Genomic DNA, 21,448 nt, shown 5'->3' with positions numbered 1-21,448 from the left:
CCCGGGCCGACCATTGCGCCATGTCCAACCCCTTCCACCAAGGAAACACCATGACCTCCTCGTCTTCTTCTTCCGTCTCTTCTCTTTCCACCGCCACGCTGCCGCTGTCCGGCAAGGTGGCTCTCGTGACCGGCGCCTCGCGCGGCATGGGCGCCGGCATCGCCCGCCGGCTGGCCGCCGACGGTGCAGCGGTCGCCATCACCTATGTCGCCTCACCCGAACCGGCGCAAGCCGTGGTCGCCGCCATCGAAGCCGCGGGCGGCAAGGCGCTCGCCATCGCCGCCGATGCCAGCCGGCCCGACGAAGTGCGTGCTGCGGTGGCGCAGGCCGTCGCTACCTTCGGGCGCCTGGACATCCTCGTGAACAACGCCGCCATCGCTATCGGCAAGCCCGTGCAGGACATCGGCCTTGACGACTTCGACCGCATGGTGGACGTCAACCTCAAGGGCCTGTTCGTTGCCACGCAGGAAGCGCTCAAGCACATGAGCGAGGGCGGCCGGGTGGTGAACATCGGCAGCATCAACAGCCAGTACGTGCCTTACGCCGGCGGGGCTCTCTACGTGATGACCAAGGCCGCCGTGGCCGGTCTGACCAAGGCGCTGGCTCGCGACCTCGGCCCGCGTGGCATCACGGTCAACAACGTGATGCCCGGCCCGACCGATACCGACATGAATCCCGCGACCAGCGACTTCGCGCAGCAGGCGCGCACCTACATCGCGCTGGGCCGCTACGCACACGTGGACGAGATCGCCAACGCGGTGGCCTGGCTCGCCAGCCCCGCAGCGAGCTTCGTGACCGGCGCGAGCATCGCGGTTGACGGCGGCTATTCGGCCTGACCCCCTCGTTCATCCACACAAGGAGCTTCACCATGAAGATCGGATTCATCGGCGCCGGCAGCATCGGCCTCGCGCTCGCCAAGCAGTTCTCCAACGCCGGCCACGACATCGTGCTGTCGAACAGCCGAGGCCCCGAATCGCTCGCCGACCCGGTACGCAGCACCGGCGGCAAGACCCGCGCCGGCACGCGCGCCGAAGCGGCGCAGGCCGACATGCTCGTTCTCTCGGTGCCCTGGCAGCACTTGGGAAGCGCCACTGCTGGTCTGCCCCCACTGGACGGCCGCATCGTGATCGACACCATGAACCCGGTCGAGATGCCAGGCTTTCGCCTCGCCGAACTCGGCGGCCGCACGTCGAGCCAGGTGGTGGCCGACCACGTGCCGGGTGCGCGCGTGGTGAAGATCGCAAACACGCTACCGCCGCCCCTGCTCGCGGCCGATCCGCGCACGAACGGCGGGCGCCGTGTGCTCTTCATGTCGGGCGACGACGCGCAGGCCAAAGCCGAAGTGGTGAGGCTCTTCGAATCGCTGGGCTTTGCGGTGGTGGATTTGGGCGGGCTCGCTACGGGCGGCGCGATGCAGCAGTTCCCGGGCGGACCTCTACCAGCGCTGAACCTTGTCAGGCAAGCGTAGCCGGACGGGAATGATGCCCAGGATCTCCGGGCGCCAAGCGTGCGGCTCAGGCTATGTCGACCGATCAGGCGGGTCCGACTTCAGCCACGCGCAACCGGTAGAGGCCGACGTCGACGAGCCCCGCGCGGAAACCGGCCTCGCAGTAGGAGAGGTAGTAGGTCCACAAGCGCTTGAACGCGGCGTCGAAGCCGAGTGGCTCGGTCTGCGGCCAGGCGGCGAGGAACCGGCGACGCCACTCTGCCAGGGTTCGCGCGTAGTCCTTGCCGAAGCAGCGGGAAGCGGCTCGTCAAGGCGCTCTGCACTTCACGGGCACGGGGGGGGCTTCCTTGGGCCATCAGTTCGTCGGCGCCTGCGAACAACTGTTGGGCGTTCCTAGGCTGAAGTCTGGCCTGGGACTGCTGCTTTGCGCGTGCAGCGTCCGCGCGCTTTCGCCCGTTCTCGGGCTCCGCCGCGAGCGTTGCCTGCTCGGCGGCCTCGCGAGCCGCAGCCTGGCAGTCGGGGGAAGATTGACATCGGTACGAATGCCAGAAAAGCACATGGGGTTTTTGGGACTCGGCAGGTCGGCAAAGCGGGAAAGAAGTCGACCTGGCATCCAGCTCAACATGGCCCTAAGGCGGTCTCTGGTCCGATTGTGAGAGTAGCCTGTTCGTGCTACGGTGAAAACGCTTGTTGCTCGCGCCAATCATCGATCCTGGTACCACGCTTGTACTGAGTACCGCGGGGTTCCACATGGATGGCGAAGCATTCCTATACAGTGGGAGGTCGGGCCTTTGGGTTTACACCATTTGCCGGACCCGCGTTGACGGCGCGTTCTATGCAACTGCGGACATAAGTTTTAGGGGGGAGCAGCAATGCAAGCTTGCATTGAATCTTCCCGATTCGACGGATAGCGCGGGCGTCGAATCGCTCAAGCAGAGATGCCTCGCTTGGATTCAGCAGGCCGAAAGCGCAACGTCCAAGGCTGAGGACGTTTTCTTTGGGCGGTGAAAACCGCTGTCACATGTGCCATCAGTACAAATTGATGTCATTCGTCCGACGCGCGGACGCGGCTCGCTGCCCGGCGCGACGGGCTACGTTTTAGGAGCGTGACCATGTGGAAATGCAGAAACTGCAGTCTCGAGGTCATGCCTCGATCCGCGGAGCCCAAGATCGATGGCGATGGCGTCTTCTTTTTGTGCTCCGGATGCAAGCAACGAAACGACTTGGTCAATGTGGCTGACGATCGTGATGAGTACGAATTGGATCAACCGAGCGTCGATTGAACTGGCCCGCTGCACCGTGTCGAGTTCGATCTGATTTCGGTGCGTGCCCGACCCGGCGTAGAGAGCTCTCTCAGCTCACGGCATTGACTGCGTCCTTCAAGGCCTTGCCTGGAGAAAACTTGGGCGCCTTGCTGGCCTTGATGAGGATTGGTTCGCCAGTCGACGGGTTTCGGCCAGTGCGTTCTGAGCGATTCGACACCGAGAACGTGCCAAAGCCAGTCAACTGAACGGCGTCACCGCGTGCCAGCGCGCGTGAGAGATTTTCGATGACGGAATCGAGTGCTCGAGCAACATCTGCCTTGCTGAGGTCGGTATCTGCAGCGATGGCCGCGACGAGGTCGGTCTTGTTCAAAGTAGGAACTCTTTCAATGGGATGTGAACGGGTGATCGGCGGTGCGAATGCGCGCCGGATTCAGTCTACGGTCCGCGAGGACCAAGTCACGTGATCGAAGTGATTCAAACTTGAAACATCGTGATCAATCTCGCGTGTGCTTGATTCAATAGACGAAGGGCTCGTTGCCATCCGGCAAGGCGTTGCTGAAGCGGCTGCCGAACTCGTGCGATGCGCATTTGGTGGATGCAGAGCGCCCGATACGAAAAAGACAGGTCGAACAGGGTCAACGTACTGAGCAAGACACCGATCGTTCCCTTCGGTCTCGGTCCTTCGAGGCGCCCGGAGCATCAGTGCGGTGGACTATGGCGCGTCCTATCCGGCTCCTTGGAGCTGGCCAGTTGAGAGTCTTGAAGGGCCAGGGCTCGATCGATGGAGCGCCGCGAAAACACTTGCGATTGCCCGCAGTTCATGCAGCGATACATCTGAACCCGGGGTAACAGGCGAAGCCATGCCTGCCCCGGGACATTTTCCAGATGCTTGATGTTGCACGAGCATGCAAAGTACGGAAGCTTCATCGCGATACCGGGTGGGCGCAACATTCCTGCGGAATTGCGAAGTTGCGGCTTGGTGAGGGCCAGCATTGACGGCTGCGTCTTTGCGAAGGGGCGGCGGAACGCTTCCAGGAAGGGGCCTAGGGGCAGTCTAGGCCGTGAGGGCCATGTCCGCCATCAATTCTTCTTTGCGAGTGGTGAGTTGCTCGCGCATGGCAACCAGGTCGAGTCCCCGCGCGGCACGCGCTTTGGGGAACATCTCGTTGCGCTCTTCCTTGACGTGGTGGTCGATGTACTCGCCCAGGACCTTCACCTTCGCATCGAACATCTCATCGACTTCGGTCGAATCCTGGATCTGCGCAATTAAGTCTTTGGCGCTCGCATGTTCAACCTCGGCTTCGTCGAGCAGTTCAGTTTCCTTGATGGCTTCGCGCACTGCTGGATAGAGGATCTCTTCTTCGAGTTGCGTGTGAACGGTCAACTCCATGCAGATCTGCAGTGCAAGATCTCGCTTCTTCTCCGAGGCGCTGGCAGCTTTTGAGCTGGCAAGCTCCTCGTAGGCGGCGAACATCTTCTTGACGTTCTTGTGATCGGTGTCGAGTAGCGAGCATGCATCGGGTTCATGGCGCTTGGCTGTCATCGGGGTCTCCTGGTCGGTGGGTCCCCAACATCTCAGGGGTGGGTGCTTGTGGGCGTAGGACGGCGTCGCTGCGGGAAGCCGTCAATGTGCTGAGGCTCTCCGGTGCGTGAACTGTGGGCTCAGCCCCAGGAGCGGGAGAAGTCCGTTCTGCTCATGGAAGAGAGAAGGGCCTTGCGGGGATTGAGGGAGGTCCTTTGACCTAAACTGAGCCGCTTCGAGAAAGGGAGCGCTTCATGCCGATGGATTTCCTCAAGAAGGTCGAACACGAAACGTTGCCGCTGACCGTGACCGACCCCATGGACATCCGCAACGTCGCGGTGCTGGTTGCCGCGGGGCTTGTCGAGGCGATCCTTCCAGAAGAGGCTGAAGCCCATGACCTGCCAGCGGTTGTTCTGCGAATCACGCCTCATGGCCGGGGCGAGCTTGAGCGGATGCGCGACAGGCCGCTGTGAGAGCCTGCGCAGCGCAGGAGAAACATCACTCGGTGTTGAGTGCAAGCCGCCAAGACGATAGCGCACAGCCAGTGAGCAGGAGGTTGGGTAGCTTCCCGCCTCCTCTCGACGCGCGCAGCCGAGGCGAAGCGCGGGAGGGTCGTCAGATCAACCCGAGCGCGCGCAGCTTCGCATCGGGTGCGGAGTAGGGCCGCTCGCACACGATCTTGTCGGAGCCTGGTGCGAACTCGAAACTTGCCGCCAGGCGGATCCGGAATTTCCGGCCTGTGGCATCGAACACCTTGTCGTTGGCATGCAGCGGCCCGAGGTGCGTTCCGCTGAGCCAGAACTCGACCAGTACCGTGTCCTGGTCGGCGGCGATGGCGATGATCTCGTTGGCCAGGTCGGGAAAGGGCGTGCGCGAGCTGCGGAAATAGCCGCGCACTTCTTCCTCGCCGTCGAACACCACGCCGCTGCCGTGCATCTCGTAGCGGGGATGCTCGAAGGTGTCGATCACCGCATCCCACTCCTGCGTGCACTCGAGCGCCATGTGATCGCGTACCGTCTTGATGCGTGCCGCTTGAAGGGTTGTGGTCTGCACGGAATCTCCTGCTGGTTGGTGAACGGGGTGGTCGGGAGCCGTCATGGCACCGGGGCGATGGCGTTCGCGCCCATGCGGCGGATCGGGTCCTTGCCGTCCCATCCTTCGGCCGCGTGCCGGATGTCGCGGAAGTACTCGCCCTTGCCGCCGGCCATCTCGGAGATCTCGAACATGCCGCTGGGCAGGTCGGGATGCACGAAGTAGGCGAAGCGCCCGCGCATGCCCATGCGGCCACTGTGGCCCTCGACGTAACCCGTCGAGCGCAGGTGTCGCACGGCGTCGTCGAAGCCATCGTCGCTCCAGTAGGCCAGGTGCTGGGCGCCCTCGCCGCCGCGGCGCAGCGAATCGAGGTAGAGCGAGGGGGCGTCGTCGCGCTGCTGGATCAGCTCGATCTGCAGGTTGCCGGAGTTGGCCAGCGCGATGGACAGCCGAGGCAGGCGCGACGGCTTGCCGTAGTAGTTGAACTCGGTCGTGCCGACCTCTTCCTTGTAGAACCATGGGCCCACGCCCAGCGTGCGCGACCAGTGGGCCATCGCCTTCTCGATGTCGTGAACGACATAGCCGACCTGGCGGGCGCCGCCGAACAGCATGCTCATTGAATGGACTCCTTGGGGCGTGGTCAGCGCATGTACGCGCCGCCGTTGACGTCGAGCGTTGCGCCGGTCACGAAGGACGACAGGTCGCTTGCCAGGTACAGGCACGCGCCCGCGATGTCTTCGGGCTGGCCGACACGGCTCAGTGGAAAGGTCTTGCCCAGCGCGTGCTTGTTGTCGTCGGAGTTCGCGCCGCGCGAGAAGTCCGTCATGATCAAGCCCGGCGTGATGGCGTTGGCGCGAATGCCTTGGGGGCCCAGTTCCTTGGCCATGGCGCGCATGAGGCCCAGCACGCCGGCCTTGGCGGCGCAGTAGTGGCTGCCGCCGAACACGCCACCGCCTTGCTGCGCGGACATCGACGAGATGCAGATGATCGAGCCGCTGCGTTGTTCGATCATGGTGGGGATCACGCACTGCGACATTTGGAGGGTGCCGCGAAGGGTAATGCCCACGACCTGCTCGAAGTCCTCGGCGCTCACGTCCAGCACACCGCGTTTTTGTGTGATGGCAGCGTTGTTCACCAGCACGTCGATGCGGCCCGCCCATTGCAGCACGCGCGCCACGGCCGCCTTGCAGGCGCCGGCATCGCGCACATCGCAGCCGATGCCGATGTGCTCGGCGCCGAGGGATTCGGCAGCGACCTGTGCCTGCCCTTCGTCGAGGTCGAGCAGCGCCACCCGGGCACCGTGGCGGGCGAACAGCCGTGCGGTCGCCAGGCCGATACCGCGCGCACGGGACGCACCGGTGATCAAGGCCACGCGGCCCTGCAGCAGGGGAAGGGCCGCGTCACTCATTGCTGATGTTCGCGGCCTTGGCGATCTGCCGCCAGCCCTCGATGTCTGCGGCGGTCATGGCGCGCAGTTCGTCGCCACCGACGAACGCGGCGGTGATGCCCAGGTCCAGAAGACGCGCCTTCACGTCCGGCATCTCGACGACCTGCTTCAGCGCGGCGGAGAGCTTGGCGACGATCGGCTTGGGGGTGCCCGCGGGTGCGTACAGCGCCCAGCGCAGCGCGCCCATGCGCTTGCCCGCGAAATCGATGCCTTCGTCGTCGTAGCTCGAGACGTCGGGCAGACTGGGCGAGCGCGAGGTGCAGGCGGTGATCGCCTTGACCTTGCCGGACTTGACCATCGGCGAGCCCGATGCCATGTCCACGTAGGCCAGCTTGACGTGGCCGCCCAGCATGTCGGTCTGGATCTGCACCACCGATTTGTAGGGGATGTGGCTCATCTGTGCCTGCGTGCGCAGATTGAAGAGCTCCCCGCAAAAGTGACCGGTCGAGGCGATGCCCCAGCTCGCGTATTGCACGCTGCCGGGCGACTTCCTGGCCAGCGCAATGAGCTCCTTGGCGTTGTTTGCCGGGAAGTCGTTGGTCGCGATAAGCAGGATAGAGGCGGTGCCGACCTGCCCGATGGGTGCGAAGTCCTTGACCGAGTCGTACGAGAGCTTGGGATTGCTCGCGGGCAGCAGCACGTGCGTGGTCGCGCCGCCCAGTCCGATCGTGTAGCCGTCGGCCGGCGCCTTGGCGACGAAGTCGGTGGCAATGGCACCGCTGGCGCCCGGCTTGTTGTCCATCACGAACACGCCCTTGACCAGGGGCGCCATCTTGTCGGCCAGGAGCCGGCCGAGCGCGTCGCCGCCACTGCCTGCGGCCGAGATCAGGACGAAGCGGATCGGCCGCGACGGATAGTCCGAGGGCGCCTGGGCATGGGCGGCGAATGCGAGGCCCGCGAGCGCGGCAATCCACAGTTTGCGCATGGTGTTGTCTCCTTGTCGTTGATGCTCGAATACCCGTCTACAGGGACAGTCCGCCGTCGACCACAAGCTCCAGGCCCGTCACGTAGCTCGATTCGTCGGAGGCGAGGAACAGCGCCGCGTTGGCCACGTCCCAGGCCGAGCCCTGGCGGCCCATGGGGCAGCGCGCGTTGCGTGCCTGTCGGCCGGCCTGCGCCTCTTGTTCGCTCTTGAAAAGGGCCGCGGCATGCGGCGTGTCGATCAGGCCCGGCACGATCACGTTGCAGCGCACCTGGTGCTGCGCGTACTGGCGCGCCACGACGCGCGTCATGTGGTTCAGTGCCGCCTTGGAGGTGCTGTACGACAGGAACTGCATCGGGCTCCACTTGCGGCTCGCGATGGAGGAGACGTTGATGATGGCGCCGCCGCCTTGTCGGATCATGTGAGGCACCACGGCGCGCGCCGTGAGCATGGGGCCCTTGAGGTTGATGGCGTGCACGCGGTCCCAGGACTCCTCCGTCACTTCGATCAGCTCGCCGAATTCCTCGATGCCGACGTTGTGGTGCAGCACGTCGATGCGGCCGAAGCGTGCCAGGCAGTGGTTCACCATCCGCTCGATCTGCTCGCTGCTGCGCACATCGGCCTCGAAGGCCTCGGCGATGCCGCCGATGTCATGAATGCGACGCACCGACGTCGCCGCAGCTTCGGGCGACCGGTCGACGCAGATCACCGTCGCGCCTTCGCGGGCGAAGGTGACGGCGCAGGCGGCGCCGTTGCTGATGTCGGTGCCGATGGAGCCGGCGCCGACCACGATGGCCACCTTGTCCTTGAGACGCTGCGTCATGAGGCCGCTCTCGTTTTCTTGCGGACGGCAGCGGGTGCCTTGGCGACCGGACCGCAGGATTCGCGCAGCACCATCTGGGTGGTGAGCAGGATGCGCTCCTGCTCAAGGGGGGCTGTGCTGTCCAGCCGCCGCAGCAGCAGCTCGGCCACGGCGGTGCCGACCGCTTCCAGGTCCCAGGTCAGCGAGGTGATGGCGGGACTGAAAAGCTGCGACAGGTCGGTGTCGCCGATGCTGACGACACTGACGTCATCGGGCGCCAAACGGCCCGAGTGACGCAGTGCCTGCAGCACGCCCGACAGGATGCGGGTGCCCAGGCACAGGAAGGCCGTGGGCGCCGTGGGGGAGCCCAGCAGCGAGAGGGCCTCGCTGAAGGCGAAGTCCATCGCCGACTTCTCGGCGCGGATCAGCTTGGGGTCAGGCTGCAGACCACGCTCCAGATAGGCGTCCCTGTAGCCCATGATGCGCTCGCGACCCGGACGCAACACGCTGCCGGGCGTCAGCAGTGCGATGCGCGTGTGACCGAGGTTCAGCAGGTAGCGCGTGGCCTGAAGCGCGCCGTGGTAGTGGTCAACGTGCACGCCCGCGTTGTTGCCCTGGAAGTCGCGATCGAGCGCGATCACCGGGCCGTGCGCCGCCAGCTGGTCGAGGTAGGCCGGGGTCTCGGCCTGGCAGGGACCGAGGATGAGCCCGTCCACGCGCCGGCGCCGGAACAGGTCGATCAGGGTTTTCTCGCGCTGGTCGTCGTTGTGGGTGCTGGCCACCAGCAGCGCATAGCCCGCCGCCAGCAGGCGCGATTCGACCGCCGTGATGATCCGCGCGTACAAGGGGTTGGCCAGATCCGACACCAGTAACCCGACCACGCCTGTCGAGCGGGTGCGCATGCTCTGCGCCACCGAATCCGGCGTGTAGCCGAGCTCGCGCGCCGCCTTGGTGACCGCTGCGATGGCCTGCTCGCTAACGCGCCCGCTGCGGTTCAGGGCCCGCGAGGCCGTTCCAATCGCAACGCCGGCGGCCTTGGCCACTTCGCGGATGGTGATCTTGGCCTTCATGCCGGCACTTTCGCCTGTGCAAGCGGGGCAGGGAAACGCTCGGCACCGGGCTCGAGCGGCACGGCCGCGCTGTTCAGGAACAGCGCGGCCATGTGATAGAAGCTCGACGCGAAGATCAGCTCGATCACCTGCTCCTGCGGCCAGCCCGCGCCAAGGGACTGCCAGGTCTGATCGGACACCGTGCAGTGGTGGTGCAGCTCATCCACCATGCGCACGATCAGGCGTTCCCTGTCGCTCCACAGGCCTGGCGACAGCGCATGCCAGTCGGCACTGCCGGTGAGCTCGCGCACCTGCGCGGCATCCAGGCCGCACCTGTCCGCGTAGATGCTGATGTGCATGCCCCATTCGTACTCGGACCGCGTGAGCGCGCCGGTGCGGATGATCGCGATCTCGCGGTCCCGTTCGGGCAGCGCGCACTGGAACAGCACCACATGTGCCATGGCCTGGAAGGCCGGGCCGAGCTTGCTGTGATTCGCGAGCGCCAGTCGAAGGTTCAGGGGTGACAGGCCCTTGAAGGCGGTGCTCTGCACGGCTGCTGCCACCTCGGGTTCGTAGGGGGGCGGCCGCAGTGGCAAGCGTGTGGAGGGTGCGAGAAAGGGCGATGCAGAACCGGTCATGACTGCAGTTTGCGGTGGGCGTGGAAACGTTTCTACAGTGATAACCCTGAATTCCCAAAACGAAGGAAATTACGAAGGAGAAAGAAGTGCCGAACGAATGAAAACGGTTCCACATCTTTCCACCACCTTAGGATCGACTTCAGCCGGATGGCCTTCGTCCCGGAAGCAGACGTGGTCCGGCGATGGGAATCCCTGCGACGCCGCGTGACGTCAAGGGCCGGCTCAAGCTGTTTGCAGATGGCCGTTGCGCGCTCGGCCAGCATCGGATGAGCTGCGCTGGACGCGACGCATGTCAGTCTCCGGCCAGCAACCGCTTTCGTTTTCCGGGTTGGGCCGAAGCTCTTGATGTCCGCACACCTGGCGCAGCCTGCTGCAGGCAGAGGGTGCCCGTCGAAAAACGGCTGACGCAGCGACCGCGGCCCCTGGAAAGTGCTTGACCCTCTCGCAACGGCACGGTCTAGGATGCCTTCAACTTGAGAGGGATGTTGCCCGAATACGCCCTGCAGAATCGACGCGCCCAGGCGCGTTAGCGCGTCGGTCCGGCCATTGCGCTGGCGTTCAAGAATCAGAAGTTGTCTGACATGCCTGCGTCGGCGCGGCGCGGTAGATTTTTGTCTCCGCGGCACCACCGCGGACTTGCTGTAAACCTCAGCCCGGTCGCGTGCGGCCGGGCTTTTTTTCGTGTCGGCCTGCGTCTCGCGCGGGTGTCGAAAACCGCCTCTTGAAAATCGATTCGGAGGCTCCTATGTTCGCTTGCGTCGGAAATTGGTCAACCGAAAAGGAGGTATTCAATGGCCATGAACTTGCTCAAGCAAATTGCCGGCTCTCGCTTGCCTGTCTCGTTCTATCGCACCGCGGACATCGATCAGGTGCGGGTGCTTCGGGCCGCCGGGCTCGTCGTTGCCCTGATCCCCGCGCCCTCGAACTCGCTCGCTCTGTCTGGCTCCCCTTCGGCCGCCCAGGTGCTGGCCATCACGCAGAAGGGGCGCGAGGAGTTGGCGAAATTCTCGTACCCGCAGTCGCGCACCGCGCGCTGGCGACAGCGACCCTCCAGGATCTTTGCACGGCACCGCGCGGACAGCGATGGCGCTGCGCGGCCGACGGGCACGCACGGCCTGCCCCAGTGAGGGGCGGCTCGATTCTGTTCAGGTTCAATTGATTTGACAGGAGGTTTCCCATGTACCGATCTTTCTTCCCGCGCGACATGCTGGCCGAGATGGATCGCCTGCAACGGGACATGCAGCAGGCGTTCGATCTGTCACCCACCATTCGCGGTTACGGCAGCAACGGATTTCCCGCGTTGAACGTGGGCGCCACACCGCAGGCGCTGGAGATCTTCGCGTTCGCCCCCGGCGTCGACCCGGCCACGCTGGAGATCAACCTCGAGCGTGGTCTCATGACCATCGCGGGTGAGCGCAAGAGCCTGCTTCCCGATGCGCAGGCCAAGGCGGCCGTGCACATCAACGAGCGCTTCGAGGGGCCGTTTCGCCGCGTCCTCACTCTGCCGGACGATGCCGATCCAGAGGCCGTCGAGGCCCGGCTGCGCGACGGTGTACTGCGCATCACGGTCCGCCGCCGGGCCTCGGCACAGCCGCGGCGCATCGCTGTCCTGTGAAACAAGGAGGTGAACATCATGAGCAATGACGTACAGACCGCATCGCCCAGCGCGCCGGAACCCATGGATCGTGGGCAGGCGCCACGCTATCAGGGCGCGGCCCTCACACCGCCTGTCGACGTGGTGGAAGACGCCGGGGGCATCACGCTCTACGCCGATCTGCCCGGCGTGTCGCGCGACAAGCTGAATCTTCATGTCGAAGCGGAGACCTTGACCATCGAGGCGGAGTCGGGCCTGAGCGTGCCGGATGACCTGAAGACCAGCCACACCGAGGTCGGCCTGGGCCGGTTTCGCCGCGTCTTCACGCTCAGCAAGGAGCTGGACACCGAGAAGGTGTCCGCCGAGCTGGCGCAGGGCGTGTTGAAACTGCGTATCCCCAAGGCCGAGCATGCCAAGCCGCGGCGAATCAATGTCGAGGTCGGATGAGTCGTAAGGCGAGGGCGCCCGCGGGCGCCCTCAAGAGAGCGTCAACCCGCGTGGGCGGCAAATGTGCAGCGCTTGCGCTCGCCGGCCGCCCGCGAAGGAGCGTCAGTCCAGACGGACGCCGTTCAGCTCCATCGTGATTGCTGACCGCCCCCGACCCGACAGCGGGCATGGTGGCGCGAGCCTGCTCGCTGACCCGGTTACCTTTCTGGCCGTGCGCTTAGTCTTCAGTGAACTGAAGAAGCTCTCCATGGCCGAGCTGCCCCAGACCTCGCCCGCACGGCTCATACTGCAGGAAATACTTGGTTCCTTGAGCAGCTCCTGGAAGTGCTCGCTGGTAACAGCGGACGGTCGGCGCCGACCGCCAATCAAAGGAATCCAGTTGTTCAATTAAGCAGCGCTGCGCGCCGGCCGTAGCTCACCCGCGCATCACCCCGGACTCGGCCGTGCATCGCCGGGCGCGGCAGCGCTCCGCGCGGACCCCGTGATCGCCCACACGTCGACCTTGGATTTTGCGAGGCGTCTCAGCCGGTCGCGGACTTCCTTGGTACGGCGGCCCTGGGTGCCGACGGCGAGCCGGGCCTTGAACTCGTCGTCGGCGAACAAGTCCGCGTGGCCGAAGATCTGGTCGCCGGCGCGGTCGACCTGGATCGCGATATTGAAGCCCCGGTAGGGGATGCGGCTGGACGTCTTCGAACGCATGGCGGCCTCCCTACATCAGGCGGGTGCGGATTGCGTGGGGCAGCTTCGCGCGCCACCGCGACGCGGCACCGCGCCACGGGCCCTGTGCGGCCACGGGGTAGTGGATGCGTTCGAGTTCGGCGCGGCCTTTTTCGGTGATGGCGAGCACCTGGGCGGCGTCGGGGCTGCCCGAGAGGGTGGGGGGATCCGACGGCGCGGGCGTCAGCGCGATCACGAGGCCGGCGGCCCGCAGCAGCTTGATCTGGTCGATCTCCGCCCGGGTCCGGAAGGTCGCCGGCAAGGGGGAACCGGCAAGTTGTTTGAGCATGTCCATGGCCATGGCTTTGTCCTCCATTTCTCTACGACCAACTTGGAACGGGAGAAAAATAGGACGTCTCAGCAGCGTCTTCAAGGGGCGGTTGCGGAGCGCAAGGCAACAGAATGTATCGGAGCTTTCGAGCACAGGCGAGAGAAGAGCTCCGAGCTGCTCGCCAGCGTGGGCCGGGTCGTGAGCGCGCTTTTGCATGGAGGCAAGCTCCGAGATTCAGAAGTCGCTGCACAGCAGACCTAGGAGTCGGCGCGTCGTCTCAAGAAGTCGAACACCGTCTGATTGAACTCCAGCGGCTTCTCGAAGTACGCAGAATGCGCGGCCTCCTCGACGACAACGACCTCGCTTCCTGGCAGGCGCTGGCCGAGTTCGCGCATGACCGCCGGCGGAACAATCGGGTCTTCGGCGCCAACGAGAAACATCGTCGGGCAAGCCAGCTGGTCGATCTCAGCGACGGCAAGCAGGTTCTCGGGCTGGTTCAGACGCAGTACGGCCTCGCGCCAGGCTTCGGGCTCAATACTGTGAGCGCTCGGGTTGAAGTGGTTGATCTGCGCGTAAAGCGCTGCAAGCGCGGGCTGCGCCTTCAAGAACCAGGCGCCCAGCGAGCGCTGCTCGATGCTTACCGCGGAAACTGTCTTAAAGCGCCGCTCGATGCTGTCGACCAGCGTCGGGTGGTCGATGGCCAGCGACGTGTCGCAAGCGACGAACGCGGCGACGCGCTCGGGATGGCGCAGCGCGAGCCGCAGCCCGATCATCCCGCCAAGCGATTGGCCGACGACCGTCGCACGCTCGATGCCTTCGCGCGCCAGTACCGCCAAGGCATCGCCGACAAAGAGCTCCAGCGAGAACTCCTCCGGCGGCGCCACCGAACGACCGAAGCAGCGGATGTCCATCGTGAGACAGGTGTACTGCGGCGTGAAGGCCGGCAATTGCTGCCACCAGGTGGCGGCGTTCGATCCGGCTCCGTGCAGGAACAGGATCGCCGGGCCGGCGCCGTGGCGCTCGTAGTAGATGTCGCGTTTGTTCGATGTGACAAAAGGCATGAGGGATGGGCTTGAGTTTCAGTTGGCCTTGAGTTGCAGGCTGCGTGTGAGTGCACCCCAGCGCTCGGTATCGCTCTTGACGACGCGCGTGAACTCGTCGGGCGTCATCGTCATCGGCGTGATGCCTTCGGCGTCGAGCTTCTTTTGCAGCTCCGGCCTCGTCATCGCTTCGCGCACCGCTTCGTTGACCTTGCGCACGACTTCGGGCCGCGTCTTCCTCGGTGCCGACAGGCCGACCCAGGAGATCACCGTCAGCTGCTTGTAGCCCAGCTCCTCGAAAGTCGGAACTTGAGGGAGCTCGGGGCTGCGCTTCGGGCTGGACACCGCCAGCACCCTGAGCTTGCCGCTCTGGATGTACTGCATCGACCCGCTCGGCGGAATCACGGTGACAGCGACCTGGCCTCCCAGCACATCCATCAGCGCCGGCGCGCCGCCCTTGTAGGGGATGTGCACGAACGAGGTTTGTGTCGCCTTCTGCAGCAGTTCCATCAACAGATGGCCGGTGCTGCCGGCGCCCGAGCTCGCGTAGTTGATCGCGCCCGGCTCGCGTCTGGCGCGGGCGATCAGATCGGCGAAGGACTCGATGCCGGACTGGCTGTTGACCACCAGCCATTGCGCGCCGCCGCCGATCATTGCGACGTGGGTGAAGTCATTGACGATGTTGAAGGGCACGTTGTCGTACATGCCTTGGGCGATCGTGTTCACCATGCCCGTCATCGTGAGCGTGTAGCCGTCGGATGGGGCCGCGGCGCCCGCCTGGGCGCCGATGATGTTGCCGGCACCAGGCTTGTTGTCGATCACCACCGGTTGCTTGAGCAACGACGCCAGCTCCTGCGAAAGCGGTCGCATGGTGCGGTCGTAGGCGCCGCCGGGCGGGGTCGGCACGATCACCCGGATCGGCTTGGATGGCCAGACCTCGTCCTGCGCATGGGCCGAAAAGGCGCCGAGCAGGCAACAGACAACCGCGAGCAGCGGCCATTTTTTTTTCACGTTTTGTCTCCTGTCGCGTGGCTTGCTGCCCGCCGTTTGTGGAGTTGCCATCATTCCTGAGCAAGCCATCGGCGACAAATTAAAAATGACGCTCTTCCATTAGACTTTCCGATATCTTGAGCCATGACGCGTCCGTCCTCTTCAACCGCCTGCTCGCGCGCGGCAAGTTTCGGCATGTGCAGATCCTCTTGAAAGTGGCAGAGCTGGGCAGCCTCCAGCGGGCGGCGGACTCGATCGGCATGACGCAGTCGTCGGTGACCCAGGGCCTCGCGTACCTGGAACGGCTGCTGGAAGTTCAGCTCTTCGAGCGGCATGCGCGCGGCGCGCGACCCACGCAGGCGTGCGAAGACCTCTTGCCCGTTGCGCGTCGCATGCTGATCGGCGTCGCCGACGGCGCCGAGGTCGTCACCGCGCGACGGCAACGCATCGGCGGCGCCATCCGCCTCGTCGCCTCGGTCGGCGCGATGAACGGGCTCCTGCTCAACGTGCTGCCTCGCTTCGCGCAACGGCATCCGGATGTCACCGTTCACCTCTCGGAAGCCGAAGGGGACGATCAACTGCTGGCCATCGCACGTGGCGAGGCAGATCTCGTGGCATGCCGACGGCCTCCCGTGATCCCGGAAGGCTGGCAGTTCATGCCGGTGCGCGAAGATCGTTTCGCGGTCTTGGCGCGCGCAGACCATCCGCTGGCGCGCAAGCGTTCCCTGGGCTGGCCGCAACTCGCCGACGAGACCTGGCTACTCGTCCCCACGGGTTCGGCCGCCCGTGAGCGATTCGACGAATTGACCGCGAATCTGCCTCACCCGATCCGCACCTATCCGGTCGTCACTCGTTCAACGGCCATGTTGTGGTGGCTCTCGCAGCAAGAAAACCTACTGTCGTTCCTGCCGCTTAGCTTCGTGCGGCCTCTCCTCGATGCCGGTTTGCTGCGCGAGTTGAAGCTACGGCCGCTTTACATGCTCGAGCCACTCGGCTTGATGTTCCCGATCGCAGGACCGTTCGGGGCGTGGCGGCAACTGGTCGACTTTATTAACCCTGAAGTACCGCATTGACAGAGTTTGCGGTGGGCTCGCGGCGCTGCTGTCGATCTGCACCATGGCGCGTGGGCCCAGCCTCGGGTGCCTTGCAGGCAGCGTCCCCTCAGTGCGCGATATCGTGACGTCCTTGGTGTAGCCCGGCAATGAACAGAGGGGATTTGCTTGCAAGCCATGCTGCCTTCGACTGAACCCATGAGTAACTGCTCCGTCTCGCGTCGCTGCCGCGCGCCCCGATGTCCAAGGTTGGCGGCCGTGTCGATCGCGGAAGGGATGATGCCTTCGAGAAGGCCCGGGGGAGCATCAGCACCTTCGACGTTTGCGCCATCCACAACGATGCCGTTCACCCGCTGAGCATCCGCGTCGCGCCCTTGACCAGGGCGTTGTGCAACTCCTGCGTCACGCGCGACGCAGTCACTACCACCAGCGGCACCATGATCCGCTCCCGCAGCGGCCTGGGCTGTACGCCCGCGTAGCGATGCAACGCAAAGGGCGCAGGCAGGCAGGTGCAGCCACGGCCGGCGCCGATCTGGGCGAAGACATGCAACGGATCGGGTGCTGGCGCCTCGGCCTTCGGCCGAAAGCCATGCGCCGTGTACTCGCGCGTGAACTCGTCGTACATGCGTGTGTTCACGCTGCGACTGAAGCGGAAGAATGGCGGCAGGGACTGCAGGTCCCGCACTGCAATGCGCCGCTGGCGCGCGAGATCCGACGTCGCAGGAACGAAGGCCATGAGGGGGACCTCATCGACCAGGTTGCTACGCAGGCGGTACATCGAAGCCGGCCAGAGCACGATGGCGGCGTCCACGCTGATCGACCCCGCCCTGGAGGCACAACCCGATTTCCAGGCCGATCTCGCCGCCTTCCGGCTGACCTACTTCACGGCCTACAACGGCCTCGCCACCGTGGACAGCAAGGGCGAGGAGATCATGCTCAAGGACACGCGCTACGGCATCACCGCTGCCTTCGTCGACACCTATTGGGAGTTCGCGCAGGACAGCGTCGTCGTCATCAACGCCTGCAACAGCGCCAACAGCGCCGACAACGACCGGGTGATCGACTTTCTCGTCGCCTGCCACCGTAAGAACGCGGGCCTCTACCTGGGCTGGACGGAGATCTGCTCGCCGCCGGCCGCCTTTGACATACCGAAGTACTGTGTTGACCGGATGCTGGGCGCCAACCTCTTCAAGCCGCACACGCCGAAGCAACGCGCCTTCACGGGCGAAGAAGTGATCGCCCATATGCAGCGCAAGAATCTCAACCACGACACCGGCAACGGCACCAAGACCGGCGCCTACTTCATCGCCAAGCCCAATCCGCGCAGCGCGGTGAGTCACATCCTCTCGCCGGCGATTCACCATGTCGAGGTCGATGAACTGAACGACCAGCTCAACCTCATCGGCGCTTTCGGTCGCAGGCAGGGCAAGGTCTTCGTCGACGGATCGCAGCGCCAGGTGGTGCGCTGGGAGCATGAGCTCGTCGTCTGCGACCTGCCGCGCGTGGGCGCGGGCTCGCGCGGACCGGTGTGGGTGGAGCTGGGTGCGGATCGCAGCAACCGGCGCACCGTCAGCCAGTGGAACATCCGCATCGACACGCACTGGTTCAAGCAAAACTACCCGGGCCTCGCCGTCGACGGGCCGATACGCACGCGCTGGCGAGCCGACGTAGGGCCGGTGCGCGACACCTGTGGCGAGGAGGTGAAGCGGCCCGTGCGCTATGCGATCGGCACCTATGACTCCACCATGGAGCTGGCGGCAGGCGGCGCCTTCCACGTGCCGCCGGACTGCACGATCACCTGGAGCGGACAAGCCAGCTTCGCCTCGCAGGTGAAGCTGATGCGGGAGCCCGGCGCCGGCGACCGTGTGATCTTCACCTACCTGCGGATCGACCCCGAGTCGAAGCTTGGCGCCATGGGCCTGGCGATGGGCGCGAGCACCGGGCCGTTCGTGGAGCACGGTTGCCGCTCCACCGATACCTTCGCTTCGGCGCTGGGCCTAAGCTCCAATGCCGTGGCGCAACAACTGCAGTTCCTCTTGAGCGGCGTACCTGTGACGACCGTGCGCGAAGACATCCGCACCGTGCAGGTCGTCGCCCGTTCGGCGGGCGACACGCGTCTCGACCCGGCCCGCATCGCGGACTTCACGCTCGCCGGTGCCGGCGGCCAACGCATTCCGCTGTCGCAGGTCGGCCAGGTCGAGATGCGCATGGAAGAGCCGGTCATGCGGCGACGCGACCGCATGCCCACCATCACGGTGCAGGGCGACATCGCCGACGGAACGCAGCCGCCGGACGTGTCGAACGCGATCACCAAGCAGCTGCAGCCGATCATCGACAAGCTGCCCGCGGGCTACCGCGTCGTCCAGGCCGGCTCCATCGAGGAATCGGAGAAGGCGACCGCGGCGATGTTGCCGCTGTTCCCGATCATGCTGGCGGTCACGCTTCTGATCATCATTCTCCAGGTGCGCTCGATGTCGGCGATGGTCATGGTGTTCCTTACCAGCCCGTTGGGACTGATCGGTGTGGTGCCAACTCTGCTCATCTTCCAGCAGGCATTTGGCATCAATGCGCTGGTTGGGCTCATCGCGCTGTCGGGGATTCTGATGCGCAACACGCTGATTCTGCTGGGGCAGATCCACCACAACGAGCAGGAGGGGATGGACCCTTTCCACGCGGTGGTCGAGGCTACGGTGCAGCGAGCGCGGCCCGTGATCCTGACGGCGTTGGCGGCGATCCTCGCGTTCATTCCGCTGACGCATTCGGTGTTCTGGGGCGCATTGGCGTACACGCTGATCGGCGGCACTTTCGCGGGGACGATCCTGACGCTGGTGTTCCTGCCGGCGATGTATTCGATCTGGTTCAGGATCAAACCAGGCAACGCGACCCAGCCCGCGCACTGATGCGCTTCATCATCATTCATCAAGATCGAAGGAACCAGTCATGTCGAGTTCATCAGTCGTCGTAGTGACTGGCGCGTCCTCGGGCATCGGACGTGCCGCCGCGGAAATGTTCGTGGCGCGAGGCTGCCGGGTTTTCGGCACCGTTCGCGAGTTGCGCAAGGCACCCGCGCTGCCTGGTGTGGAGTTCATCGAAATGGACGTCCGCGACGAAGGCTCTGTCCAGAGGGGCATCGAATCCGTCATCGACCGGGCCATGCGCATCGACGTGCTGGTCAACAACGCGGGAATGATGATGATCGGCGCGGTCGAGGAAACCGCGACAGCCGAGGCTGCAGTGCTGTTCGATACCAACGTTTTCGGCATGCTCCGCACGACGCGCGCGGTGCTCCCGTACATGCGTGAAAAACGCCGCGGGCGAATCGTCAACGTGAGTTCCGTGCTCGGTGTGCTTCCGGCTCCGTACATGGGACTCTATGCGGCCACCAAGCACGCAGTGGAAGGGCTGTCGGAGTCGCTGGACCATGAAGTGCGCCAGTTCGGCATTCGTGCCACGCTGGTGCAGCCGGCCTTCACCCGGACCAACCTCGATGCCAATGCGCCCCGTGTCAAGGCGCGGATCGCGGGCTATGACCGCGAACGCGAACTGGTGACGCTCTCCGTGGCCGAGAGCGTGAGCAGTGCGCCCGAGCCGCACGGCGTGGCGAGCACCATCGTCGAGGCGGCGCTGGGCCCGTGGCGAATGCGTTGCACGCCGCCGGGGGAGGCGTCTCTGTTGACGAAATTGCGCCGCTTCATGCCGGCGGGACCGGTGGATGCGAGCCTGAGGAAAAAACTCGGGCTCGTCTGAGCACCTGTCCGAGATGCTTGTACCCAGCGTCGCCCTGACCAACAAGAAGGAGAACATTTGTGGACAGCCTGGATCTCCTGCGCACATTCAGCGAGGTCGCCACTTCGGGGAGCTTCTCCCGCACGGCCAAGCATCTTTCGCTGTCCAAGGGCACCGTCAGCAAATACATCGCGGCACTCGAGAGCCGGTTCGGTGTCAGATTGCTGAACCGGACCAGCCATGCCGTCAGCCTGACGGACGCTGGCGCCTTGCTGCTCGAAAGAAGCAGGCCCATGCTCGAACTGGCCGACGTCACGCAAGCCGAGCTCCAGGACCGCGCGCGGATCCCCAGCGGGCGCGTGCGCATCTCGGCGCCTTACGGCATGGAACTGACCGAATTGCCGGCATTGATCAACGCCTTTCTTGGCCACTATCCGGAGGTCAGCATCAGTCTCGTGCTCACAAACCGCATGGTCGATCTTGCGGAGGAAGGCGTCGACATCGCGCTTCGCTTCGGCGCGTCAGCCAATGAGAACCTGATCGTTCGAAAACTGGTATCGATGGAGCTCACTGTCTGCGCGGCTCCCGTTTACTGGCGTAAGCATGGTGTGCCAGCTCATCCGGGCGAACTTGCGCATCACATCGCGCTGTTCAGCAGCCATCTGAATCCGCTGCCCAAGTGGCGCTTCGAAGTCGACGGTCAGCCACTCGAGGTCCCGGTCCGTGGACCGTTGGATGCGACGGAAGCCAGTCCGCTCATCCAGGCGGCGCTGCTTGGCGCAGGCGTCGTCTACTTGCCCTCGGTGATGCTCGCGCCTTACGTCGAGAGCGGGCGATTGGTGCCCGTGCTGTCGGAGTTCGTGCGCAGCGACATGTGGCTGTCCGCTGTGTACCTGGAGCGCAGGCACAGCACGGCGGTGCATCGGGCACTGCTGGATTTTCTCGTGAGCCGGTTGAAGCCTACAGGTTCGCGGATGAGGATCGACGCGCAGTGAGCTGGCAACGTGCGAAGGATGCGCGCCTCCCTGCGGGTTGTCACTGAAGCGAGCAGGATCGCGCAACCAGCTTGCTGCGGCGTGACCAGGCGCCCTGATGTCGTCCGCTGGGACGGCCACGTCGTAGTCCAAGTCCTTCGGGATCTCGAAGGTTTCGAACTCCGCGTTTCTGCGGGAGGCCTTTGATGTGGATTCCCACGCTCATTGGCCCCACTTTTCCATCGAACGCTGACCCGCTTCTGCGCACCGATGCGCAGAACCACAGGCGTGCGCGTTGGAATACAGGCGGTTCAAGCGTCAGCGAAAATGTGGGTCCACGCGTCGATGGCCGCACCGATGCCGCTAGATGCGCCGGTCACCAGCGCGCGCTTGCCGATGCGGGCGGTTGTGTATGAACTCAAGGTCGATCCCCTGGTCATGCAGAGCGGGTACAGAACGCCAAGGCCACCGGAGGCTTGCGCGTCGGCCGTGCGATGGCCTGAGTCGGCGGGG

Annotated in this window: 23 protein-coding genes and 3 pseudogenes; 10 read left to right on the top strand and 16 right to left on the bottom strand. The window is 64.8% G+C overall.

What is annotated here, in order from left to right; genetic code table 11:
- Window positions 1-50: 50 nt before the first annotated feature.
- The gene (locus AC1RAD_RS19955) at window positions 51-836 is read left to right on the top strand and encodes a 3-oxoacyl-ACP reductase family protein (protein WP_492699149.1); all 786 of its coding nucleotides are present in this window, start codon (window positions 51-53) and stop codon (window positions 834-836) included.
- A gap of 32 nt (window positions 837-868) precedes the next feature.
- Complete coding sequence (locus AC1RAD_RS19950; protein WP_492699151.1) at window positions 869-1,468, top strand: NADPH-dependent F420 reductase; 600 nt, start codon at window positions 869-871, stop codon at window positions 1,466-1,468.
- A 64-nt stretch (window positions 1,469-1,532) separates the two neighbouring features.
- On the opposite strand, the pseudogene AC1RAD_RS19945 reads toward AC1RAD_RS19950, so the two are convergent.
- The 3 genes and pseudogenes from AC1RAD_RS19945 to AC1RAD_RS19935 form a co-directional block, all read right to left on the bottom strand.
- A pseudogene (locus tag AC1RAD_RS19945) lies at window positions 1,533-1,727 on the bottom strand (class I SAM-dependent methyltransferase); the annotation flags it as partial.
- Window positions 1,728-2,800: 1,073 nt separating this feature from the next.
- Window positions 2,801-3,082, bottom strand: coding sequence for an HU family DNA-binding protein (locus AC1RAD_RS19940; RefSeq protein WP_492699153.1), 282 nt, complete (start codon window positions 3,080-3,082; stop codon window positions 2,801-2,803).
- A gap of 684 nt (window positions 3,083-3,766) precedes the next feature.
- Window positions 3,767-4,255: a hemerythrin domain-containing protein gene (locus AC1RAD_RS19935; protein ID WP_139701815.1), complete on the bottom strand. Its 489-nt coding sequence runs from the start codon at window positions 4,253-4,255 to the stop codon at window positions 3,767-3,769.
- 233 nt (window positions 4,256-4,488) lie between these two features.
- On the opposite strand from AC1RAD_RS19935, the gene AC1RAD_RS19930 reads away from it, so the two are divergent.
- On the top strand, window positions 4,489-4,707 hold the full coding sequence (locus tag AC1RAD_RS19930) for a hypothetical protein (RefSeq protein ID WP_062472384.1): 219 nt from the start codon (window positions 4,489-4,491) through the stop codon (window positions 4,705-4,707).
- Window positions 4,708-4,849: 142 nt separating this feature from the next.
- On the opposite strand, the gene AC1RAD_RS19925 is transcribed toward AC1RAD_RS19930, so the two are convergent.
- Genes AC1RAD_RS19925 through AC1RAD_RS19895 form a run of 7 tightly spaced genes read right to left on the bottom strand, consistent with a single transcriptional unit; the run spans window position 4,850 to window position 10,124 of the window.
- Window positions 4,850-5,287 (bottom strand): ester cyclase, encoded by a 438-nt coding sequence (locus AC1RAD_RS19925; protein WP_235926634.1) that lies wholly within the window; start codon window positions 5,285-5,287, stop codon window positions 4,850-4,852.
- Window positions 5,288-5,328: 41 nt separating this feature from the next.
- Window positions 5,329-5,883, bottom strand: a complete 555-nt coding sequence (locus AC1RAD_RS19920) for a VOC family protein (protein WP_062472379.1) — start codon at window positions 5,881-5,883, stop codon at window positions 5,329-5,331.
- 23 nt (window positions 5,884-5,906) lie between these two features.
- On the bottom strand, window positions 5,907-6,674 hold the full coding sequence (locus AC1RAD_RS19915) for an SDR family NAD(P)-dependent oxidoreductase (protein WP_095744403.1): 768 nt from the start codon (window positions 6,672-6,674) through the stop codon (window positions 5,907-5,909).
- Complete coding sequence (locus AC1RAD_RS19910; RefSeq protein WP_095744404.1) at window positions 6,667-7,638, bottom strand: Bug family tripartite tricarboxylate transporter substrate binding protein; 972 nt, start codon at window positions 7,636-7,638, stop codon at window positions 6,667-6,669. Before AC1RAD_RS19910 ends, AC1RAD_RS19915 begins: the two co-directional genes overlap by 8 nt.
- Window positions 7,639-7,675: 37 nt before the next feature.
- Complete coding sequence (locus tag AC1RAD_RS19905) at window positions 7,676-8,458, bottom strand: SDR family NAD(P)-dependent oxidoreductase (protein ID WP_070059277.1); 783 nt, start codon at window positions 8,456-8,458, stop codon at window positions 7,676-7,678.
- Complete coding sequence (locus AC1RAD_RS19900) at window positions 8,455-9,507, bottom strand: LacI family DNA-binding transcriptional regulator (protein ID WP_070059276.1); 1,053 nt, start codon at window positions 9,505-9,507, stop codon at window positions 8,455-8,457. The genes AC1RAD_RS19905 and AC1RAD_RS19900 overlap by 4 nt, the downstream gene beginning before the upstream one ends.
- Window positions 9,504-10,124, bottom strand: coding sequence for a carboxymuconolactone decarboxylase family protein (locus tag AC1RAD_RS19895; RefSeq protein ID WP_062472365.1), 621 nt, complete (start codon window positions 10,122-10,124; stop codon window positions 9,504-9,506). Before AC1RAD_RS19895 ends, AC1RAD_RS19900 begins: the two co-directional genes overlap by 4 nt.
- Window positions 10,125-10,915: 791 nt before the next feature.
- Here AC1RAD_RS19895 and AC1RAD_RS19890 point away from each other — a divergent pair.
- The 3 genes from AC1RAD_RS19890 (at window position 10,916) to AC1RAD_RS19880 (ending at window position 12,165) form a co-directional block, all read left to right on the top strand.
- Complete coding sequence (locus AC1RAD_RS19890) at window positions 10,916-11,251, top strand: hypothetical protein (RefSeq protein ID WP_095744406.1); 336 nt, start codon at window positions 10,916-10,918, stop codon at window positions 11,249-11,251.
- Window positions 11,252-11,301: 50 nt separating this feature from the next.
- A complete protein-coding gene (locus AC1RAD_RS19885; RefSeq protein WP_062472360.1) occupies window positions 11,302-11,739 on the top strand; it encodes an Hsp20/alpha crystallin family protein in 438 nt (145 codons plus the stop codon).
- 63 nt (window positions 11,740-11,802) lie between these two features.
- A complete protein-coding gene (locus tag AC1RAD_RS19880) occupies window positions 11,803-12,165 on the top strand; it encodes an Hsp20/alpha crystallin family protein (RefSeq protein ID WP_070059545.1) in 363 nt (120 codons plus the stop codon).
- Window positions 12,166-12,363: 198 nt separating this feature from the next.
- On the opposite strand, the pseudogene AC1RAD_RS19875 reads toward AC1RAD_RS19880, so the two are convergent.
- The 5 genes and pseudogenes from AC1RAD_RS19875 to AC1RAD_RS19855 form a co-directional block, all read right to left on the bottom strand.
- Window positions 12,364-12,510 (bottom strand): annotated as a pseudogene (locus tag AC1RAD_RS19875) (IS3 family transposase); the annotation flags it as partial.
- 81 nt (window positions 12,511-12,591) lie between these two features.
- Window positions 12,592-12,864: a hypothetical protein gene (locus tag AC1RAD_RS19870; protein ID WP_095744407.1), complete on the bottom strand. Its 273-nt coding sequence runs from the start codon at window positions 12,862-12,864 to the stop codon at window positions 12,592-12,594.
- Between the two features lie 10 nt (window positions 12,865-12,874).
- Window positions 12,875-13,183, bottom strand: coding sequence for a hypothetical protein (locus AC1RAD_RS19865; RefSeq protein ID WP_492699159.1), 309 nt, complete (start codon window positions 13,181-13,183; stop codon window positions 12,875-12,877).
- A gap of 227 nt (window positions 13,184-13,410) precedes the next feature.
- Window positions 13,411-14,214 carry an alpha/beta fold hydrolase gene (locus AC1RAD_RS19860; protein WP_070059271.1) on the bottom strand — a complete coding sequence of 268 codons (804 nt, stop codon included), beginning with the start codon at window positions 14,212-14,214 and terminating at the stop codon, window positions 13,411-13,413.
- A gap of 18 nt (window positions 14,215-14,232) precedes the next feature.
- Complete coding sequence (locus AC1RAD_RS19855; RefSeq protein WP_492736765.1) at window positions 14,233-15,255, bottom strand: Bug family tripartite tricarboxylate transporter substrate binding protein; 1,023 nt, start codon at window positions 15,253-15,255, stop codon at window positions 14,233-14,235.
- Window positions 15,256-15,320: 65 nt separating this feature from the next.
- Between AC1RAD_RS19855 and AC1RAD_RS19850 the strand changes: the two genes are divergently transcribed.
- A complete protein-coding gene (locus AC1RAD_RS19850; RefSeq protein ID WP_492736763.1) occupies window positions 15,321-16,256 on the top strand; it encodes a LysR family transcriptional regulator in 936 nt (311 codons plus the stop codon).
- Window positions 16,257-16,581: 325 nt separating this feature from the next.
- Here AC1RAD_RS19850 and AC1RAD_RS19845 read toward each other — a convergent pair whose 3' ends face one another.
- Entirely contained in the window at window positions 16,582-17,046 is a 465-nt protein-coding gene (locus AC1RAD_RS19845; RefSeq protein WP_492736761.1) for a LysR substrate-binding domain-containing protein, read from the bottom strand.
- Between the two features lie 1,177 nt (window positions 17,047-18,223).
- Here AC1RAD_RS19845 and AC1RAD_RS19840 point away from each other — a divergent pair.
- From AC1RAD_RS19840 to AC1RAD_RS19830, 3 genes and pseudogenes are all read left to right on the top strand, one after another.
- Window positions 18,224-19,135 (top strand): annotated as a pseudogene (locus AC1RAD_RS19840) (efflux RND transporter permease subunit); the annotation flags it as partial.
- Between the two features lie 40 nt (window positions 19,136-19,175).
- Window positions 19,176-19,982 carry an oxidoreductase gene (locus AC1RAD_RS19835; protein ID WP_070059262.1) on the top strand — a complete coding sequence of 269 codons (807 nt, stop codon included), beginning with the start codon at window positions 19,176-19,178 and terminating at the stop codon, window positions 19,980-19,982.
- Window positions 19,983-20,041: 59 nt separating this feature from the next.
- A complete protein-coding gene (locus AC1RAD_RS19830; protein ID WP_070059261.1) occupies window positions 20,042-20,956 on the top strand; it encodes a LysR family transcriptional regulator in 915 nt (304 codons plus the stop codon).
- Window positions 20,957-21,448: the final 492 nt, after the last annotated feature.

The organism is Variovorax sp. GW823-FHT04B03 (assembly GCF_058796495.1).
This window is presented reverse-complemented; position numbering and strand designations above follow the sequence as displayed.

Excerpts from the sequence above, each read along its gene's own strand:
- AC1RAD_RS19955 (WP_492699149.1), top strand. The coding sequence starts at position 51 with ATGACCTCCTCGTCTTCTTCTTCCGTCTCTTCTCTTTCCACCGCCACG.
- AC1RAD_RS19950 (WP_492699151.1), top strand. The coding sequence starts at position 869 with ATGAAGATCGGATTCATCGGCGCCGGCAGCATCGGCCTCGCGCTCGCC.
- AC1RAD_RS19935 (WP_139701815.1), bottom strand. The coding sequence starts at position 4,255 with ATGACAGCCAAGCGCCATGAACCCGATGCATGCTCGCTACTCGACACC.
- AC1RAD_RS19930 (WP_062472384.1), top strand. The coding sequence starts at position 4,489 with ATGCCGATGGATTTCCTCAAGAAGGTCGAACACGAAACGTTGCCGCTG.
- AC1RAD_RS19920 (WP_062472379.1), bottom strand. The coding sequence starts at position 5,883 with ATGAGCATGCTGTTCGGCGGCGCCCGCCAGGTCGGCTATGTCGTTCAC.
- AC1RAD_RS19915 (WP_095744403.1), bottom strand. The coding sequence starts at position 6,674 with ATGAGTGACGCGGCCCTTCCCCTGCTGCAGGGCCGCGTGGCCTTGATC.
- AC1RAD_RS19910 (WP_095744404.1), bottom strand. The coding sequence starts at position 7,638 with ATGCGCAAACTGTGGATTGCCGCGCTCGCGGGCCTCGCATTCGCCGCC.
- AC1RAD_RS19905 (WP_070059277.1), bottom strand. The coding sequence starts at position 8,458 with ATGACGCAGCGTCTCAAGGACAAGGTGGCCATCGTGGTCGGCGCCGGC.
- AC1RAD_RS19900 (WP_070059276.1), bottom strand. The coding sequence starts at position 9,507 with ATGAAGGCCAAGATCACCATCCGCGAAGTGGCCAAGGCCGCCGGCGTT.
- AC1RAD_RS19895 (WP_062472365.1), bottom strand. The coding sequence starts at position 10,124 with ATGACCGGTTCTGCATCGCCCTTTCTCGCACCCTCCACACGCTTGCCA.
- AC1RAD_RS19890 (WP_095744406.1), top strand. The coding sequence starts at position 10,916 with ATGGCCATGAACTTGCTCAAGCAAATTGCCGGCTCTCGCTTGCCTGTC.
- AC1RAD_RS19885 (WP_062472360.1), top strand. The coding sequence starts at position 11,302 with ATGTACCGATCTTTCTTCCCGCGCGACATGCTGGCCGAGATGGATCGC.
- AC1RAD_RS19880 (WP_070059545.1), top strand. The coding sequence starts at position 11,803 with ATGGATCGTGGGCAGGCGCCACGCTATCAGGGCGCGGCCCTCACACCG.
- AC1RAD_RS19870 (WP_095744407.1), bottom strand. The coding sequence starts at position 12,864 with ATGCGTTCGAAGACGTCCAGCCGCATCCCCTACCGGGGCTTCAATATC.
- AC1RAD_RS19865 (WP_492699159.1), bottom strand. The coding sequence starts at position 13,183 with ATGGCCATGGACATGCTCAAACAACTTGCCGGTTCCCCCTTGCCGGCG.
- AC1RAD_RS19860 (WP_070059271.1), bottom strand. The coding sequence starts at position 14,214 with ATGCCTTTTGTCACATCGAACAAACGCGACATCTACTACGAGCGCCAC.
- AC1RAD_RS19855 (WP_492736765.1), bottom strand. The coding sequence starts at position 15,255 with ATGGCAACTCCACAAACGGCGGGCAGCAAGCCACGCGACAGGAGACAA.
- AC1RAD_RS19835 (WP_070059262.1), top strand. The coding sequence starts at position 19,176 with ATGTCGAGTTCATCAGTCGTCGTAGTGACTGGCGCGTCCTCGGGCATC.